This window comes from Corynebacterium ulcerans, from assembly GCF_000767685.1.
GTDB classification, from domain to species: domain Bacteria; phylum Actinomycetota; class Actinomycetes; order Mycobacteriales; family Mycobacteriaceae; genus Corynebacterium; species Corynebacterium ulcerans.
The window spans coordinates 2294848-2313948 of the sequence record NZ_CP009622.1; the positions used below are offsets into that span (position 1 = coordinate 2294848).

General features: G+C 54.7%; 16 protein-coding genes. 5 read left to right on the forward strand and 11 right to left on the reverse strand.

The window, feature by feature from the left end; all coding sequences use genetic code 11:
* Window positions 1–9: 9 nt before the first annotated feature.
* The 6 genes from CULFRC11_RS10300 to CULFRC11_RS10325 all read right to left on the reverse strand — a co-directional run bounded on the left by CULFRC11_RS10300 (window position 10) and on the right by CULFRC11_RS10325 (window position 7463).
* Window positions 10–2007, reverse strand: a complete 1998-nt coding sequence (locus tag CULFRC11_RS10300) for an HtaA domain-containing protein (RefSeq protein WP_023636487.1) — start codon at window positions 2005–2007, stop codon at window positions 10–12.
* Window positions 2008–2220: 213 nt separating this feature from the next.
* Entirely contained in the window at window positions 2221–3780 is a 1560-nt protein-coding gene (locus CULFRC11_RS10305; RefSeq protein ID WP_023636488.1) for an alanine/glycine:cation symporter family protein, read from the reverse strand.
* Window positions 3781–3943: 163 nt separating this feature from the next.
* Window positions 3944–4855, reverse strand: a complete 912-nt coding sequence (locus tag CULFRC11_RS10310; RefSeq protein WP_038620867.1) for a DUF5926 family protein — start codon at window positions 4853–4855, stop codon at window positions 3944–3946.
* Window positions 4856–4918: 63 nt separating this feature from the next.
* Complete coding sequence (locus tag CULFRC11_RS10315; protein WP_038620869.1) at window positions 4919–5638, reverse strand: glycerophosphodiester phosphodiesterase; 720 nt, start codon at window positions 5636–5638, stop codon at window positions 4919–4921.
* A 128-nt stretch (window positions 5639–5766) separates the two neighbouring features.
* Entirely contained in the window at window positions 5767–6981 is a 1215-nt protein-coding gene (locus tag CULFRC11_RS10320) for a NupC/NupG family nucleoside CNT transporter (protein ID WP_023636491.1), read from the reverse strand.
* A gap of 11 nt (window positions 6982–6992) precedes the next feature.
* On the reverse strand, window positions 6993–7463 hold the full coding sequence (locus CULFRC11_RS10325; protein ID WP_023636492.1) for a cytidine deaminase: 471 nt from the start codon (window positions 7461–7463) through the stop codon (window positions 6993–6995).
* Between the two features lie 196 nt (window positions 7464–7659).
* Between CULFRC11_RS10325 and CULFRC11_RS10330 the strand changes: the two genes are divergently transcribed.
* Entirely contained in the window at window positions 7660–8946 is a 1287-nt protein-coding gene (locus CULFRC11_RS10330) for a thymidine phosphorylase (RefSeq protein ID WP_023636493.1), read from the forward strand.
* 145 nt (window positions 8947–9091) lie between these two features.
* Here the strand turns inward: CULFRC11_RS10330 and CULFRC11_RS10335 are convergent, their stop codons facing one another.
* Window positions 9092–10042 carry an L-lactate dehydrogenase gene (locus tag CULFRC11_RS10335; protein WP_014526399.1) on the reverse strand — a complete coding sequence of 317 codons (951 nt, stop codon included), beginning with the start codon at window positions 10040–10042 and terminating at the stop codon, window positions 9092–9094.
* 274 nt (window positions 10043–10316) lie between these two features.
* Window positions 10317–10991, reverse strand: coding sequence for a peptide-methionine (S)-S-oxide reductase MsrA (msrA, locus tag CULFRC11_RS10340; RefSeq protein WP_013912569.1), 675 nt, complete (start codon window positions 10989–10991; stop codon window positions 10317–10319).
* A 374-nt stretch (window positions 10992–11365) separates the two neighbouring features.
* Between msrA and CULFRC11_RS10345 the strand changes: the two genes are divergently transcribed.
* The gene (locus CULFRC11_RS10345; protein WP_014526400.1) at window positions 11366–11968 is read left to right on the forward strand and encodes a superoxide dismutase; all 603 of its coding nucleotides are present in this window, start codon (window positions 11366–11368) and stop codon (window positions 11966–11968) included.
* 332 nt (window positions 11969–12300) lie between these two features.
* A complete protein-coding gene (locus CULFRC11_RS10350; RefSeq protein ID WP_023636494.1) occupies window positions 12301–12885 on the forward strand; it encodes an NADPH-dependent FMN reductase in 585 nt (194 codons plus the stop codon).
* Here CULFRC11_RS10350 and CULFRC11_RS10355 read toward each other — a convergent pair.
* Window positions 12860–13819, reverse strand: coding sequence for a LysR family transcriptional regulator (locus CULFRC11_RS10355; protein ID WP_181878572.1), 960 nt, complete (start codon window positions 13817–13819; stop codon window positions 12860–12862). The genes CULFRC11_RS10350 and CULFRC11_RS10355 overlap by 26 nt on opposite strands.
* Window positions 13820–13876: 57 nt before the next feature.
* On the opposite strand from CULFRC11_RS10355, the gene CULFRC11_RS10360 reads away from it, so the two are divergent.
* Entirely contained in the window at window positions 13877–15097 is a 1221-nt protein-coding gene (locus CULFRC11_RS10360; RefSeq protein WP_023636496.1) for an MFS transporter, read from the forward strand.
* On the opposite strand, the gene CULFRC11_RS10365 is transcribed toward CULFRC11_RS10360, so the two are convergent.
* On the reverse strand, window positions 15094–16464 hold the full coding sequence (locus CULFRC11_RS10365) for a glycosyltransferase 87 family protein (protein WP_023636497.1): 1371 nt from the start codon (window positions 16462–16464) through the stop codon (window positions 15094–15096). The two genes, CULFRC11_RS10360 and CULFRC11_RS10365, sit on opposite strands and share 4 nt — an antisense overlap.
* Before the next feature lie 42 nt (window positions 16465–16506).
* Complete coding sequence (locus tag CULFRC11_RS10370) at window positions 16507–18054, reverse strand: TM0106 family RecB-like putative nuclease (protein WP_023636498.1); 1548 nt, start codon at window positions 18052–18054, stop codon at window positions 16507–16509.
* Between the two features lie 163 nt (window positions 18055–18217).
* Between CULFRC11_RS10370 and CULFRC11_RS10375 the strand changes: the two genes are divergently transcribed.
* Window positions 18218–18850, forward strand: coding sequence for a DUF6474 family protein (locus CULFRC11_RS10375; RefSeq protein ID WP_014836927.1), 633 nt, complete (start codon window positions 18218–18220; stop codon window positions 18848–18850).
* Window positions 18851–19101 lie beyond the last annotated feature (251 nt).

Sequence of the window (19101 nt, forward strand, 5' to 3'; positions counted from 1 at the left end):
TTATATCCTTTAGAGACCCAAGAAGCTACGAATATGGTTTTGGAAGAAGAAAGAAAGAACGGAAAGTCCACCTAAGACTCCCAGGACAATGCCAATGATCTTTCCTATTTGCTCAGCTTTCCCGCTGGTTGAAGGCTTTGTTTTGTCGGACTCAAGCCGCTCAATTTCCTTGAGGCGGTTTTCGTTATCAGACTTAGCCGCAGGCGGTTTGGACATATCTGTCATACGAGTGAGCACGTAATATTCCTTGAGATCGCCAGTCGATTCATCCAAGGTCTGCACATAAACGTCGCCGTTTTTGTTGATTAAAAAGTCACCGTGTCGCCGGTTAGACGTCTCTCTGCCATTAGTGATGGGAAGCGACTTTTCTACTTTCAAATCTGCGGGATTGAGCCAGTTCAGATTGCCGTTCTTGCCGTCTAACTGAACAATTTTTCCGTCATGGAAAACTGAACCTGCCCAAAGCCCTCCTCCAGAAAGCTGTATGGATTCCGTCACTGCAGAAACATCCCGGTCGGCGTACTTCAACATTTGTGCGCCACCTCGGCCAAAGTGGGTAGATCGCAGGATAGTTTCACCATCAGTAGACACCCCAAAAAGAGCCGTACGCTCTAGGTACTGAGACCTCTTCATGTACTTGAAAGCTTCTTCATCGGAGGCATTCAGATCAATGGAGAAAAGGAAGCCCTTGGTAGCGATGTCATTATCCTCCAACGTGACGGCAGCACCTGGATGGAAGATAAAGGTTCCGTCGTTCATCTTCGCAACTTCGGCAAAGTCATCAATATTAAAGATCTTGGCGTACACCGACTCGCCATCGACAACCTTCGCCTCCAGAACTTCTGCGGTCTTTGGAAGAGCTATCGAGCGCTGTTTCTCAGACTTATCAAAAATGGTGAGATGACCACCGTTTTCCCTGGCTGAGTCGTCGCCTGATTCAGCGCTAATTGCAAAGAACTTGCCGGAATCTGGATCCACGCCGATTCCCCGAATAGTCTCAGGAACGGTTCCCACGCTGGTAGGCTCACCAATCGCGTCTCCAGAGACAGCGACTTTCATGAGCGTCTTTGCATCAGAGGAACCCTCCGACGCTGCGTAGAAGAGTTCGCCCGTTGCTTCATTAAAAGCGACCGTGGCCAGCTTATCTATGGGTAGTTCTTTTGTAGCTATGGGTCGCAGTTCTGCGTCGAGAAGCGTCACTCCGTATTCAGCGGTCACAACCACAATCTTCTCGCCGTAGAGGAATGGGCGGGAGATGTGATCGTAGTCCTTTGGAGCTGTCCATTTTTGGGCCGCAGTTCGCAGACCACCTTGATCGCCGGCCGGGCGCACACCCTTGCCTTTGTAAGTGAAACCAAGAGGGTCTAGGCCTTCATTCTCGTTATAAAAATCAGAGAACATTTTCACGCCGTCGGGAGTCAGCGCAGTAGCGATATCAGACCAGCTGATTTTGCCCTCGCTATCCGTAAATTGCGCTCCCGACGTATACAGGTTTGCAATTCGGACAGGTTCTTCAGGGGAGAAGTACTGGCCCGTGGTGTATTGCTTCGAGCGCACAGTGGCTTCCATGTAGGAGCCCTCTGGAGCAATGACCACCTTGGGGTTCTTCATGGAGAGGTCGAGCGAGCACTCATCATCAACAGGGTCTTTTTTCCCTGTATTTTTGCAGTACTTCTTGTACAGGACCTCGCCTTTAAATTGGGCTTCAAGCTTTGAGGTGGACTCATTAAAAGTCTGGGAGACCAAAGGGAAGGTAAAGGATTTATCGGAACGGGCGGCGCCGTCGGAAAGCTTTGTAGCGCCACCAGTGTAATTGTTAAAGCTAGAACGTATTCCCCAAGACAGGGAGCCTTCAGCTGAGGCATCCTGCGAATATGCAACTGGTGTGAGGGAAACGAGGGAGGATGCCATAACCGTTGCCACGATAGTGGCCGTATGGCGTCGCATTCGGTTCAACGCAGTTCCTTTCGAGTTATGCAATTCACCCGGCACTAGCCGAGCGCACATAACCCTATACCCGTTTTATTAGGCGTGCCTAACCTTAGTTAAAGACGGGGGTAAGTAAGCCTCCCTCACCTCCCTTTGCATATCCAATAAGCTCGGCAAATTGATCTCTCAGGAAAAACTTCTTATTTTGCATAACACAATGGTTGACCCTGTTACCCAGCCCATAAAAAGAAAACGGGCACCCGCAGTGGAGTGCCCGTTAAAGATTAATTTTTAGGGTTCATAGGGTGCGTCGCCAAGGCGAGGATCGATATGAGCACCGCGCTCAGCCCCAACCGCTTCACGACGCTTCTTGCGCTCGACCCAGAAATCAGCATTCTTAATACCCACGGCATCTGGATCAAAGTCCGGTTCCAGCCCAGCCTTCTTCTGCCGATAATAATCACGCAAGCATTTAAGGGCCGGTACCTGCAGAATAAGTATTCCGATCACGTTAAGCCAGGCAGTAGTGCCTACTCCAATATCGCCCAGCGTCCACGCCGCGCCAGGAGTAGAAGTCGCGCCAATAATCACAGACACAATCATGAGCGACCTAAGCGCCCAGATAATAACCCTGCGCAGTCCCTTGCTGTGCACCCAGCGATTCAGATACGCAAAATTGGTCTCTGACAAGTAGTAATAAGCAACCACCGTGGTAAAGGCAAAGAACATAATGGCGACCGCGATAAACGACGGCCCCAGACCCGAAGCAACCGAATCCAAACCCGACTGCACAAATCCCGGCCCCACAGGAACACCATCCGGCAGCGAACCTTGGTAAACCACCGCGCCCTCTTCGCTCTCACCGGAAAAGACCTTGTACATATCGGTCGAGATGATGATGAACGCCGTTGCAGAACACACAAAAAGCGTATCGACGTACACGGCAAACGCTTGCGCAAAGCCCTGCTTTGCCGGGTGCGAGACCTCCGCAGCAGCTGCAGCCTGCGGGCCAGTGCCCTGACCAGCCTCATTGGAATAAATACCGCGACGAACACCCCACATGATCGCGGATCCAAACAGCCCCGAGAAAGTGGCCTCAGCGTTAAACGCAGACTTAAAAATCAAACCAAAGACGTGAGGAATCTGATCAAAGTTCATGAACAAGATGACAACGGCGACCGCGATATAAATAGCAGCCATGGCCGGCACCACCATCGTGGCAAAGTTTGCGATGCGCTTCACCCCGCCGATAATGATCAGGGCAAGCACCACAGCGAGCACCACAGCGGTAATCTTTACATCCACTCCCCATGCATTATTAACTGCCGCAGCCACGCCGTTTGCCTGGATGCCAGGGAGAAAGTAGCTGGTGGAAAGAATCATCGCGACGGCAAAAACAATGCCATAAACCAGCATAAATGGGGCAGCCTTGGTGTGGCGATACGCCTTTTCCAGATAAAACGCCGGCCCGCCACGGTACTCGCCGGTATCGCGATCTTGTTCTTTATAAATCTGGGCGAGGGTACATTCCACAAAAGATGTTGAGGCACCCAAAAAGGCAACCATCCACATCCAAAACACTGCGCCGGGGCCACCGAATGCGATAGCCGTAGCCACACCAGCAATGTTGCCCACGCCCACACGACCCGCAAGGGACATCATCAACGATTGGAAAGAGGAGACACCGTTTTCTGATTTCTCACCGCGTCGCAGCTGACGGAGCATATCCGGAAGGCCTCGCAGCTGCACAAACCGGGTAGCCACAGTGAAGTAGATGCCTGCAGCCAAGCACAAAAACACAAGCGCTGGAGACCAGATTATTGAGTTCAGAGTACTAAGTGCATCAGCCATATAAACTCCCTAGATGTGATTGGCATCTCTTTTTGAAGATTTATACATCATGCACCACAATGGCGTGGAATGCACTGATTCCTAGAAAACCGCCACCATGTGGGGGCACGGACACTCTGAAAACGTGCCCCCGTCATCGCTACCTAACGTTGCCTAACGTGGTCTAGCGAATAGTCACCTGGCGAGACTTGATGTTCTCCAGTTGACGCCGCTCATCAGCATTCAGCTGAGAGTCATTGCCCAGCTCGGCCTCAATCTTCTCATTCAAGGACACAAGATCAGCAGCATAGTCCTCGTGAGAGCGCTCAGGATCCAGATCCCACACCGGGACGGCAAGACCGTGGGTACGGAAGACACCGGCAAACTTGGTTTCGTCGCCAAGCTTTAGCTCCCCACGAGCAGCAATGCGGGCAAGTGCACGCAACAACGTGTCTTCTTCCTCGCCGCGCACCCACCGAATGTGAGCCTTCTGACCTGGGTTAATCCACCATACAGTTCCCGGAACTTCTGCTTCTACGCGATGCGAAGGCAAAACGGAGTCGTTGGCTGCCTGAATCGCCTGAGCATGCATAGGGCTTACGGCGGTGCCTTCCGGAATCCACCAGTTGAAATCGCTGAACTCAGTGATCTCGATCTCCTGGTCAGCGCCAAGCAGCTCGTTTAGCTTTGGCTCCGTGCCATCTGCCACAGCGCGATCCAAGGTTTCCCCTGGCTTAGCACTCTTCGCCCAGTTCAAGGCATAGGCCAGGTCACGATTCGGATTGTTGGAACGGGCCTGGGTCTGCAAAGCGACGAGGATGTCTCCTCCTACCGACTCTTCGCGCACCAATGCCGCGCTACCACCTGGCAAAACCGTGCACAACGACACCTCGCCGAGCCCCTCAACCGTGACTTTAGCCACCGCGGACGGCACGAATTCCTGCATAGCCACCAGATCCGTCTCAAAAGCGAATCCGCCATACGGCCGCGGGTCGCGCTCAAATGCCGCGCGTTCTGCAGCGCGAGCAGCAAGCTTAGCCTGACGACGGCTCATGCCCTCAGGAAGTTGTTCCTTCTTTTTGTTCTTCTTAGCCATGCCACACAACTTACCGGTAGTCAGGCCTCAACACAGCCTCAGGGTTTCTTCACCTTGAACCCCTTACCCTCCACGCACCACCTCAAGAGCCCTATCGGGATAATCGGTAGCGATCATATCGGCACCATGTTCGAGCGCCCATTGCATATCCTCACGCTCATTCACAGTCCATATATAAGTTCTCTTACCTTTTTGCCCGACCAGACCAGGACGGAGCTTCGCATGTGCAATAGAGAGTCCCCGGGCTGTCGGGCGCGATGGTACAACGTCCAAGGGGTTGTAGCGAGCCTCCCATTCCCTTCTCAGATAAATCGTGTCGTTCCCGGGAGCCAAACGACGCATCCTGCTAATCGACGCATGCGAGAAGGAAATAATGTGAATCCGCGAGTCCGCGAGCAGCCCCCGGTAGCGCAAGCGCATGGCGATGCTTTCCTCTAACATCGCGCCGTAGCGCAGCGGGTGTTTAGTCTCCACATAAAGGTGCTTGTCTGGGTAAGCGAGCACTATATCTAGGAGCTCGTCAAGAGTGAGAATGTGCTGCGGATTATCGCTAGTACCGATGTTGGCATGACGTAACTGTTGGAGGGTGGCCGTAGATATTCGTGTCTTCTCACCGGCAGTGCGCAATAAGGTTCGATCATGGTGGCAGACCACATGCCCGTCGCTAGTTAAACGGACATCGCATTCAACTCCATGAATAGGAAGTTCCAGTGCCTTCTCAAAGGCCTGGGCACTCATCTCAGGATACGCCGATCTAAAGCCTCGATGTGCAATAATCTGCACGTCACACCCCTATTCCCACACGTTGCTCCGCAGTACTTTCTTCTCTCCTTAGACTACCTTGCACAAAGCCGGGCCCCTCTTAAGAAGAGACCCGGCTCACGTGCCTACTCAAACCCAAAGCACCTTATTTACATAGCGACCACACCAACAATTGCTGCGTTGAGCATGTTGGTAGCAAAACCAGTGATGAGGGCTATCGGAGCAAGCTTGGCGACTTCACCACGACGCTCCGGCACAAGGCCTCCGAGCGCACCGATCTGGATTGCAATAGAGCTGATATTGGCAAAGCCTGCGAGAGCAAAAGTACTGATCATGATGGACTTCGGCGACAGATTCTCAAGGTTGGCGCCAAAGCTGGTGTATCCCACGAACTCATTAATAATGGTCTTCTCGCCGATGAAGGACCCCACAAGATGGGCCTCGTTCCACGGAACACCAATAAGCCATGCAACAGGAGAGAACAGCAGGCCAAAGAGCCCTTCCAGAGACCATCCTTCTTGTCCAAAGAGGCTACCAATGCCACCAAGGATCGCAGAGAGCATGGAGATCATAGCGATGAAGGCAATGAGCAAGCAGCCCACGGCAACGGCAATCTGTCCGCCGCTCATGGCACCACGGCCGATGGCGTCCACAACGTTTTTGCTCTCTGTGTCGCGGACGTTCCGAACATTCGCGTCAAGAGTTGATTTCTCTGTCTCTGGCATAAAGGCTTTAGCCACAAGAATAGAGCCCGGCGCGTTCATCACGCTGGCAGCAAGGAGATACTCCAACGGGGCACCAAGCAAGGAATAACCAATAAGGGTCGAACCTGCAACGGAAGCGAAACCGCCTGTCATACAGGTGAAGAGCTCGGAACGAGTGAGCTTTTTCAGATACGGCTGGATCACCAAAGGAGCCTCGGATTGTCCCAAGAAAATCACTGTCGATGCCCACACCGACTCCACTTTGGACGTCCCCAGCAGCCACTTCAACGCGCCGCCGACGATATCTACGAAGAATTGGATCACTCGGAAGTAGTACAAAGCGCCAATGATCGCGCCAAGGAAGATGATTACTGGCAGCACATTGAGGGCGAAAACAAAGGAGTTCTCGGTTCCAAAGAGCGAACCGAAAACAAATGATGTGCCCTCGTTAGTGAAGTCGGTGAGCTTCTGCAGACCTTTGGATACCGACTTCATTGCGTTAAAGCCCACACTCCACTTGAGAACGAGCAGCGAAAGCAGAACTTGTAATGCCAGGCCTACCCCGAGGGTCCGCCAGTTAATTTGTTTGCGTGCGCGGGAAAAGAGAATGAGCAATCCTAGGATCGCTACGATTCCTAAAAGTCCCTGAAGCCTTTCCATTATGTGTCCCCTTATAGAGATTCTGGGCCGAAGGAATGCGGAAGAATTGTGGCAAAGTCAACGCTGAGGGAAGTGTCACCGTCTTCCACGATGACGCGTTGACAATTGAATTCGCGGAGAACCTGACGGCACGCCCCACAGGGCCAACACGGTTCTCCAGCTTTACCGACGATGGCCACCGCCTCGATGCGGAATGGAAGCTCATCGCCCGAACGTGGCTCTCCCCCTACAATTGCGCCACCAATTCCGTTACGCTCAGCACAAATGGTTAAACCGTAGGATGCGTTTTCAAAATTGCATCCGTGGATGAGGCGGCCGTCGTCAAGCAAAAGTGCCGCGCCGACCGGGAAATGTGAATATGGCGAGTAGGAACGTTGGGCAGCAATTCGAGCTTCCGCAAGGAGCTCGTCGTCGGTCCACGTTGTACTGGCTCCCGAGGCCGCGCGGGCGGGCTGACCAGTGGTTGTAGCCCCGGAGGTCATGTCACCACATCCTTTTACATTTGTGCTTTTAACCCTTGACATTCGTGCTACCAGTGATGATAATCAAGAATGTCAAATCGCACAATAGGTTAAGAGAAGTGTTCCACAGCACAATTCAGTCACTCTGTGGGTACTCTGGCCGAATTGCCATCCAACACTTCCCAAGCCTCAACAGCCCTCATGGAAGGTGATTACCGTGGCCGAGAAGTTCGACGCCGTAGACGTCATCCGCACAAAGCGGGATAAAGGAAAGCTGAGTAAGGGGCAAATCGACTGGATCATCGATGCCTACACTCGCAGTGTCGTCGGCGACGACCAAATGGCCGCCCTCAACATGGCAATATTCCTCAATGGCATGGATCGAGAAGAAATCGTCCAGTGGACCCAGGCCATGATCGACTCCGGCGAAACCATGAGCTTTGCCAGCCTCTCCCGCCCCACCACAGACAAGCACTCCACCGGCGGCGTTGGCGATAAAATCACCCTCCCTCTCGCACCGCTCGTTGCCAGCTATGGCGTTGCCGTGCCACAGCTCTCCGGAAGAGGACTAGGCCACACCGGCGGAACCCTGGACAAACTAGAGGCCATCCCCGGCTGGGAAGCCGACATAGATAACGCCCGCATGATGAAGATCCTGGAAGACCCAGGCTGCGTAGTATGCGCCGCGGGAGCCGGACTGGCACCCGCAGACAAGAAAATCTATGCGCTGCGCGACATCACCGCTACCGTCGACTGCATCCCTTTGATCGCCAGCTCCATCATGAGTAAAAAGATCGCCGAAGGAACCGCGAACCTGGTCCTCGACGTCAAGGTCGGCTCTGGCGCCTTTATGAAGGAGCTTGATCAGGCACGCGAGCTTGCCCGCACCATGGTTGACCTTGGACGCGATGCCGGAACCAACATGGTCGCACTCCTCACAGACATGTCCGTACCTCTAGGTCGCACCATCGGCAACGCCCTGGAAGTTCGCGAGTCCGTAGAAGTACTCGCAGGTGGCGGGCCTTCCGACGTCATAGAGCTCACCTGCGCCCTTGCAACAGAAATGCTTGAACTCGCCGGCGTCCACGATCCTGACGTGCATGAAGCGCTTGCCGACGGCCGCGCAATGGATTCCTGGAAGAAGATGATCCGTGCACAGGGCGGCGACCCCGACGCTGCACTCCCCACCGCACGCCACACCCACGAGATCACTGCCGACCGCGACGGCTACCTCACAGAAATGGATGCCCTCGCACTAGGCGTAGCCAGCTGGCGACTTGGCGCAGGACGTGCCCGCAAGGAAGACCCAGTCCAGCTTGGCGCTGGCATCGAGATTCATGCAGGACTCGGCGAGAAGGTAACAAAAGGCCAGAAGCTCTTCACCCTCCACACCGACGATGAAGACCGTTTTGACCGCGCCCTAGAGTCTCTCGAACCCGGCGTCAAGATTGGCGACGAGTCCCCGGCCCCACGCACTTCGGTCATCCTCGACCGCATCAGCTAGCTTGTTCGACGTGGCGAGAGCTGCGTCGAACCCAGCCAAATACGCATTAAACCTGCATTTCCATGGACATTACGTCCACAATCATGCTCACACCGCACGATTGTCTATGGAAATGCAGGTTTTTACGCTCCCAAAGCCGATCAGCCTAAGCCGGGAAGAACTGCTCCTGGATGCCACGCAAGGTGTCTGCGGAGTGCGTGAATCGCTCCATCTCATGGTCAGTGAGCTCAAGCTCAACCACTCGGTTGATTCCACCACGGTTAATCACAGCTGGTGTGCCAATATAGATGTCCTCTTGCCCATATTCGCCCTGCAGGAGAGCCGACACAGGCAACGCAACCTCCTGATTATGAATTACTGCGCGCGTAATACGGGCGAGCCCCATGCCAATGCCATAAGAGGTGGAACCTTTGGCGTCGATAATGGCGTAAGCGGCGTCGCGGGTTTCCTCGAAGATCTTCTCTAGCTCGGCGTCTAGACCTGGGTTTTTCTCCAGCTGACGGCGCATGGACACACCCGCAACGGTGGCCGAAGAAAGAACCGGAAGCTCTGTATCGCCGTGCTCGCCGATGATATAAGCGTGGATCGAGCTGGGCGCGACTTCATAGCGCTCACCAAGCATGTAGCGGAAGCGTGCGGAGTCGAGGACCGTGCCCGAGCCAATCACGCGGCGCCAATCCAGCCCCGAGTACTTCCATGCAGCGTAAGCCAGGATATCCACAGGATTAGAAGCCACAAGAAGGATGCCATCGAAGTTATTGGCCATGATCTCGTCGACGATGGACTTCATGATCTTCATGTTCTTGTCCACAAGCTGCAGGCGGGTCTCACCGGGCTTTTGTGCAGCTCCCGCGCAGATCACAACCATGGCTGCATCTTCACAGTCCGCATAGGTGCCCTTGGTAACCCTGGTGCGGGAGGAAGCCCACACAACGCCATGGTTGAGGTCCATGACGTTACCTTCGAGCTTCTTTTCATCAATATCGATGATGGCGAGGTGATCTACCGTACCCTGGTTGACCAGTGCGTATGCGTAGGCGACTCCCACGTCGCCCGCTCCAATGAGAACGACCTTGTTTCCGACGATGTTCTTCATGGCCACCTTCCTTAGCGCCCCCACCAGAGGCGAATCGTGTGAGTTTCTCTAGCCTTCCACTGCCAATTATGCCCGATATTGTGAGATCATGCCCGGTATGATACTTATTTCACACTATTGAGTTCCGTTCGAGTTCCGTTTTCACCCATTTTCATCGAGCTTGCAGCCCCACCCTAACAAGCTTCTCGACGCCCCTCCAGACCCAACACCTCCATAGCAAAAGCCACCCCGACATCTTTTTCTATCGGGGTGGCGACAAGGCAAAACTCAGGATTTATGCCTGTGGAATCCCACAGGCAACACCCGTGGAATGATGCGGGCAATAACCTGCCGGGTTTTTGTATAGGTACTGCTGATGCTCATCTTCAGCCCTGTAATATGTGCCGGCGGGAGTGTCCGCAAGCGGGAGGATCTCTGTGGTGATACGTCCGAGGCCGGCGTCGGCAAGCTTGCGGGCGTAGTGTTCTGCGATCTCCCGGGCGCGCGCGGCCTGCGCAACAGCGTTGGGCCCGGCCGTATAGATGGCAGACCGATACTGCGTTCCCACGTCATTCCCCTGGCGATAACCTTGCGTAGGATCGTGGGCTTCCATTGCTTTGACCACGAGCTCGTCAAAGCTCACCACGGCCGGATCATAAACAATTTCCACGATCTCGGTGTGGTTGGTGCGCCCGCTACACACCTCGCGATAGGTGGGATTCGGGGTAATGCCGCCGGCAAAGCCTACAGACGTGGACTCAACCCCTGGGGTCTCCCAGAACATTTTCTCCGCGCCCCAGTAACAGCCGATACCTACGTAAACTACCTCTTGCCCCTCTTTCCACGGACCGGTGATGGGGGTGCGTAATACCGCATGTGGGCGCGGACGCGACAGCACAGGCTGCGATCCACCCTTGAGAGCCTCGTTATCAGCAACCATCTTCGGTGCGGAACCAAACAACCAACCCATCTTCTTCTCCGTTTCTTTCTGTATGTACACCGCGCAGACCACGTCGCCTTCGACGACATTCTTCCCGCCTGCACGGTTATTTATTTATACGGTGCACAACCCCGAGTTGGATTGCTTTATTTCCTACCAGGAAGTTTTTGGTCAGAATTCCATGCCCCCAGCTGCACACCTAGCCATACCCCACTCACACCCTTCCACACACCCGCAGTGTTCACCCGTGGCAAACTTATTGGAATTTCAATAGATTAACGTTGCGATAATCCAGGTTTGTCCTATCATGGGGTCAAGTCGTCTCACGCGCATGACCAAGTTTCTTTGGTCCGATCACACCTCGAAGTGCGCGTGGCGCTCACCTCAACGAAAGGACCACGGCAATGGCTAAATATGAACTGCCCGAACTTGATTACGCTTACGATGCTCTCGAGCCTCACATCGCTGCCGAGATCATGGAGCTACATCACTCCAAGCACCACGCTAACTACGTAAACGGTGCTAACGCAGCCCTGGAGAAGCTTGCCGACGCCCGCGAGAACGGTTACATCGGCGTCGCCGTTACCGCCCTTACCAAGGACCTCGCTTTCAACCTCGGTGGCCACACCAACCACTCCATCTTCTGGAAGAACCTCTCCCCGAATGGTGGCGGCGAGCCAACCGGCGCACTCGCAGAAGCAATCAGCGCTGAATTCGGTTCCTTTGACAAGTTCAAGGAGCACTTCTCCGCAGCAGCTCTCGGCCTGCAGGGCTCTGGCTGGGCAGTGCTTGGCTACGACCACGTTGGCGAGCGCCTAGTCATCGAGCAGCTTACCGATCAGCAGGGCAACATCTCCGCCAACCTCACCCCGCTGCTCATGCTTGACATGTGGGAGCACGCTTTCTACCTGCAGTACAAGAACGTCAAGGCTGACTACGTTAAGGCAGTATGGAACGTCTTCAACTGGGAGGACGTTGCAGCACGTTACGAGGCCGCAACCAAGTAATCCACTCGTGCAGTAGTGCACAGACTACCGTCTTCACGCTTCTGCCAGTACAAAAACGTGAAGACGGTAGACAACATCGCCGTCGCGATGCCGCGCCCCTAGGCATGAGCCACACCGCTCGCCTAGGGGCTTCGCATATCTCAACTAAGGAATAGACCAGACAACTTTGAGCGCTACAAGCCTCCTCATCTGCTTGGCGGAACATGAAAGAGTGGAAAGAACTAAGTCAATGGAACACTATTGTTCAATGGCTTGAACTTGAAGATACTACGCGCATAGACTCGCTGCAAGTATTATTTTTAGTTTTTCTATTCGGGAGGTTTTGTACCACCATGTCCACTGCATCAACCAAGGTCAGCGTCCTCGTCGGCAGCCTCCGCGAAGGCTCTTTTGCCCGCAAGATCGCACTCAATGCCATCGAGATGCTCCCCAGCGATTGGGATGCCAACATCCTAGAAATCCGCGATCTACCGCTCTATGACGCTGATTACGACGACCCATCCATGACTTCCAAGCCACTGCCAGAGGCCTACACGACCTTCCGTGAAGAGCTCAAAGCCTCGGACGCAGTCCTCTTTGTCACCGCAGAGAACAACCGCACGATCCCCGCCTGCCTCAAAAACGCCATCGACGTCGGCTCCAAACCCAATAGCGACGTTGCATGGACAGGCCTGCCAGGTGGAATCATCAGCCATTCGGTCGGACGCATGGGCGGCTACAGCTCCCACAAGAACCTCCGCCTCGCGCTTTCATACTTTGCAATGCCACTCACCGGCCAGCCAGAGGCATTCATCGGCCAGTCCAATACGCTTATCGACGACAACGGTGCCATCTCCAACGAAGACACCCGCGCGTTCATCCAGCGCTACCTTGACACCTTTGTGGAACTAGTTAAGACAAACCCGCGTAAGCGCTAGCCACAAGCGCAGGACTGCGGTCGAGGATAAATGCGCGGAATTGCTCGACCGCAGGCGCTGGCTGCGATTCTTTTCGCCACACCATGCCAAGCTCCCGCTTGACCACCGGAGTAAGGGGACGCAACACCACATTCTTGGGCACCAGGTAGGGGTCATCTAGGGGCACCAGACCAACCCCCAATCCCGCCCCAACCAGACCTATCACCGTAGTAAGCTCCATCGATTCAAAAACTAACTGTGGCGTAAAACCGGCACGGTGGGCAAGGTCGTCGAGAAGCATACGAGTGCCAAACCCCGGCAGCATTCCCACAAAGGGAACATCGTGAGCTTCCTCCATCCTGATGGGTGAGTTCTTCCTTGCGAGTGGATGGTCGAGCGGGATTGCGAGGGCCAAGCGCTGCGAAAAGAGAGGTGCCCAACCAGAGGGGGCGTCGAGAAGCTTAGGACGTGGGGCTATGAGGGCAAGATCAGATTCTCCGGAAAGTACGCGGCTCGTGAGGTCCTGCGCTGCACCTTGGTGCAGCTGAAAGTCCACGTGCGGATGTTCCGCTCGGTAGGCGCGAAGAAAATCTGGCACCATCCAAGTACCCAAAGAATGCATGAAATCGAGGCGCACCGTACCATGCTCCGGATCCAGCAACCTCTGCACCTCTTTGCGCGCATTCACAAGTTCTTGATCCGCCCGGCGCGCATGCAACAAAACCACGTGGCCTCGCATATTGAGTTCAATACCCCTGCCATTGCGCTCAAAAAGCGTGCCACCAAAAGCTCGTTCTACGCGGGCGATCCTGCGCGAAAGGGTGGGTTGCGACACCCCAAGCGCATCAGCCGCTGCGCTCACATGCCCCATGTCCGCAACGGCAATGAAACTGCGAAGATCCTCACTATTTATATTCACAGAGGCCTCACTATTCGGATCATGTAAATAATGCATGAATTCGAGTTATTTTTGTCATTTTACACATATACAAAGGTGAGCAACCATAGATGTATGTCTTTGCCAGAGCCATCGCATACATCCGGATCGGAAGGGCTACGCCAAGGCAGCACTGATTACCGGCGCGCCGTAGTCGCCTCCCTAGCTGCAGGCCTTGCTACCTTCAATGCTTTGTATTGCACGCAAGCTATCCTCCCCAGGCTTGTGACAAGCTTTGACGTCAGTCCCACAACAGCAGCACTCACCATCTCTGCAACAACAGGGGCCCTAGCGATCTGCATAGTTCCTGCTTCTATCCTCTCGGAACGGTTCGGGCGCAGCCGGATCCTCATCATCTCTGCACTTTTAGCCACCGCGCTGGGCTTGTGTCTTCCACTAGCGTCCTCTATGTGGGTTCTTATTGTCCTCCGCGCGCTCCAGGGCGTTTTCATTGCCGGAGTCCCAGCAGTGGCAATGACTTGGCTCAGCGAAGAGATTCATCCCGAAGACCTAGCCAAGGCCATGGGAATTTATATCGCAGGCAACACAGTAGGAGGCCTCTCAGGCCGGCTGATCCCCGCACTTTTCCTTGAAGTCACCACATGGCGATGGGCCTTGTTTGTTACAACCCTATGCGCCTTAACCATGGCGATAACCATGGCAGTTATGCTGCCCAAACAACGCCGATTCCAACCACGAACGTTGAGCATTAAAAACGAAAGCTCAGCGATGCTCGCCCACTGGACCACACCCTCCCTGGCGCTATTATTCGCCACTGCTTTTATCGGCCTCGGCGTTTCCGTATCGGTGTATAACTACATCGGATTCCGTATGATCCATACATTCAGGCTCTCCGAGGCCTTGGTGGGCATTGTATTCCTCATGTATCTGGCGGGGACGTGGAGTTCCGCTCGCGCAGGCGCATGGACTGGACATATAGGACGCGGTCAGGGAATGATGTACGGTGCCCTTGCCATGCTTTTGGGCCTGATCCTCATGCTCTGGGAGTCCCTCGCGCTCACACTTATAGGACTGTTCGTCTTCACAGCAGCGTTCTTCCTCATCCATTCCATCGCATCCGGCTGGGTGGGATTAATAGCCACATCGCACCGCGCCGCGGGTGCAAGCATGTATCTACTCAGTTATTACGTTGGATCTTCCGTCGTGGGATGGATGTCTGGATACGCTTTTGATTCACTGAGTTGGCTTGGGTTTATCGGTTGGCTCAGCCTGTGGACCTTAGCACTTTTAGGCATAGCAGTTGCTTTACGACGCTTCGCGGCGTCCACCCGCTAAAAAGGATACGACGTAAAAAGCACGTACGCGCTCACCACAGCCCATCCCACAGCCACCGCATATGTGACGTTCCCTAGCGCTTTTCCGGCGGTCATTCCCCATGGCTTGATAAACCAAACGCTCATAGCCACGAGCACGAGGATCGCCATAAGCACGTAGGAGTCACCGAATAGGTGTTGGGCGAGGTTCCAGCGCATAGGTGCGCCGCCGTAACGCGGCAGTAGCCAGTGCCCACTGCAGACGGTGATAACAACAGCCCAAACACTGCCAGCCATCAATGGGTAAGCAGCGGCAGACGCTCCCCAGCTGCGGGCGGCCACCACGATAGCCACGGCAACAGCTACCACAACCCACACCCAGTGATGCGACCATGATACTGGGGAGCACAGAAGCGCCAACAGGGAATTGACGCAGAGTGCTGCGGCTGTATGGTCGCGGCGCAGCAAGGCCCACATCAACCATGCGAGTACCGCAAAAACGAGGAGGCTTGCTACCGCCCACAAGCCGGTGTGCGATTCCTGCCCAAAGAAGCGGGCGATCACGCCTCGGAAGGATTGGTTACTTGGCCAGGTCAGGTCTCCGATGCGCCCTGGGTCGCTCAGAGTCTCAAACCAGTAGGTTGTGGAGGTCTGCGGCGCGATCAGCCAGGTGAGGAGGGTAACACCGATGCCAGAGGCAACACTCCACGCTGCGGCTTTGTAGTCCTTTTTCACCAGGAAGTACAGGCCAAAGACCGCAGGTGTCAGTTTGATAGCAGCTGCGATTCCTACCAGGCTGCCGCGTGGGAGCATCGTGCGACGGGCAAGAACATCAATGATAACGAGCAACATAAGAAGCACATTGACCTGTGCAAACCCCATGGTGTCCCTGACGGGTTCCATGAGAAGTGCGATGCTCAGAATCACTGCGGCAAAGCCGTACACTGATGTTTTGCCCCACTCGGGCATAACGCTGCGCGTTGCCAGAACCACACACCACCACAGCGCAAGTGCAGACGTTAAGCATAAAATCGTGGCACCAAAGTTGACGCTGAGCAGCGTAAAGGGCACGAATACGAGTGCTGCAAAGGGCGGATATGTGAATGGCAGGGAGACGCCACCAACTGAGTAACCGCGGGTGTAGAGGTTATCGCCAGCAAGGAAGGCCTTGGCGCCTTCACGATAGACGTCGAAGTCGATGTGGTACCGGAAGTACGCATCAAAGTTTTGAGGGATGGCTCGGAAAAACAGGATGTCTTTACTGATCAGCCACAGGCCTAGGATAATAACGCTAAGCACTATCGACGTCGCCCAGGTCGAGCGCCGCGCCGACACTCTGGCGAGGGTTGCCGCTAATTGTGGGCCGGAACTGGGCGTTTGTTTACTCACAGCAGCAACAGTATTCAGGGCACCAAATTCAAGGCAAATTCTTTAGAAATCTTCCAATGCAGGAACACCCGGTGCGCCCTCAGCCAACCAATGACGTACGGCGGCTGTGGCACGGCAATCGTCGCCGTTATAGCTCAGGAGGGTAGCCTGCGCGGCCTCAAGATCGGCCCCGGCAACGTCTCCCGTGGCTTCCCTATAAAGATGCACGCTTGTCTCGCCGTCGACGTCGTCGGCATCCCAGTGGAACCCCGCCGCCGGAGCAACCACTTTGAGCCCTAGCCCTTTGGGGCCAGCCAGCTGCTTCTTGACCGCAACAAAAACATCCTGCCATTCGCCGGAAGCAATAAACTCAGAGACCTCGGCTTCACTAGGAACTCCTTCATAGCGCCCGTGGAAGCGACGCGCGGAGAACCTGAGCCAGTGATTTTCCCCGTGAGCGGAATAGCAAAACACGCCTACAGTTTTACCGGCTGCAAGTGCGGCTTCACGACGCTGCTTGAGCCACGCCCACATCCGCGCGAAGGCCTGCGCTTCAGCCTCGCCGCCAAGCCCTTCCCACGTAACAAAGGGACGATACTCTTCCCCATCGTATGTACCCCACAGGTAGGCCCCCTGGTCCAGGTACGCCTCCACATCAATGTCGATCTCTACATCAAAACGCGGGAAAGTTACCTCGGGCGACTTCCGCACTATGTCCACTCCATCACGCCATGCCCGCGCCAGCTGCGAGGGTGCCCCTAGGTTGGCGTCGACAAGCCCATTCACAGTAGTAATTCCACGTTCCCGATAGGGATCACCGCGATCGCCAGAAAGGAAAAGGCTGAGGTCATCGGAGGCTTTGAGCTCTTGCTCGCAAAACTCCCAATACCTACAGCTCGCGCATTCTTTCACGCGACGAGCATGATCCGGGTTCGGAACAGCAAGAGCAACATCAAGGCCCTGCTGGAAGAAGTCCGTATTCAGAAGGAAAACTAGCTCACGATCCTGCCCAATCAGCCCGGCGCGACTGCTCCCCACCCCAAGGCGATCAAGCGCACGTGCCGCCAAACCCAAGGCATAGGAATCTGAGGCATGGTGTTTGAGCTTGAAGTGGGCGGAGTAGGGGGTTCCCAAGCCCAGACGCGCCGTGGCCATGACCTTGATCGTTTTCTGAGGGTGTGGCCTGGCCACTCGGTGGTTAGAGATAAGAACAGGCATGTAGGTTCCCTCGGGCCTACGCACGAGCGCATCCAGGCGCACTCGCCACGCCCGCCCGTTGTCTTTCCCCAGGAGAACGGGATTGGTAATGATAGTGGCCTGGGCAGCAAGAGCTTCCAATGTGGCAAACCACGGTGCATCTGGATCCGCGTCAGTAGCGTCCGCGTCGTCCCTCCCTTGCGGGGGGATATCAATGCGCAGGAAATTCCGGGGATCTCCCAGGCTCGGGACCGTGGGGAAAAAGGCGCGCGCCTCTTCCTTTGCTTGCACACGACGCTCATACCTGAGCTGGGAATTGTGCGTTGGTGATACACCTGGGTGCCGGCTAGCTTGCACGAGCCGGTAGCGGCAGCCCACCAAGTCAGAAGGCTGCAGGCATATATCGGTGTTCACAAGTACACCAGCCTATTGCACGAGTACGGGTACTGTGGAATTTGACTGGGTTCTGGTGCGGATCACCGGACATGCCGCTACGTAAGCGAGGTATCGTCTCCCGCCTCCCACCGATCCCCTTAGAATCGAGAGACGAGCATACGCACGAGTGAAGGAAACAACCATGGGATTGTTTGAATCTATCCGTAAGGCACGCGCCAAGACCAAGGCAGAGATCAAGGCCGCTAAGGTTCGCGCCCGCCAGGAGGCCAAGGAAGCAGCCAAACTCGAATACAAACGCGATAAGTTCCTTGCCCGGCAGGAAAAGAAGCTGCTGAAGGAAGAGAAGAAAGGCCTCAAGGCCAAGCGTAAGCACGACGAGAAAATGGCCAAGAACACTCTCGAGCAGCTCAAAGCCGGCAAGTTTAACAAGAACAACGTGCTGCGCTATGCGGGAGCGGCCCGAGCAGTCATCCCGGTTGCACTCCCACTCATTTACCGAGGCATCACAATGGCAAAGGAAGAGGCGGCCAAGCGTCGTGCGATGAAGCTGGGAGTCAGCGCAGACGATCTGGGACGCTTCAGTGGGCACGGTGCAGAAATCAAGGCCCGCATTGCTGGAATGCGTAGCTCCGTCAAACTCTCTTCCCTACCCAAGGGCTTTGTTACCGACGTTGAACAGCGTCTTCAGGACCTCGACTTTGCCGTCGATAATGCAGAGTTCATGACCCCAGAGCTGCGTCAACGTAGTCACCGCAGCATCCATAAGGATCTGGACCAACTCGGACGCCAAATTCAAAACAAGATTGAGGGCTAAAGCACCTCGTTAGCGTCTCGCTATCTCTTCGCTTAAAACAAATCGAAAAGCCGAATGAGCCAAATTAGTGATTTGGCTCATTTTTTTATTGGCATATCGTTCATATCTCAGCCACAGAAGCTAAATTCCATAATTTTTATATTGCTTCTTTCCGATACTTAAAGTAAGTAAATCAAAACTCTTACTTTGGAATATTTCAGCCATCACGAGAATCCCTATAAAGTTCGCCACATTCACATACATCCAACCTC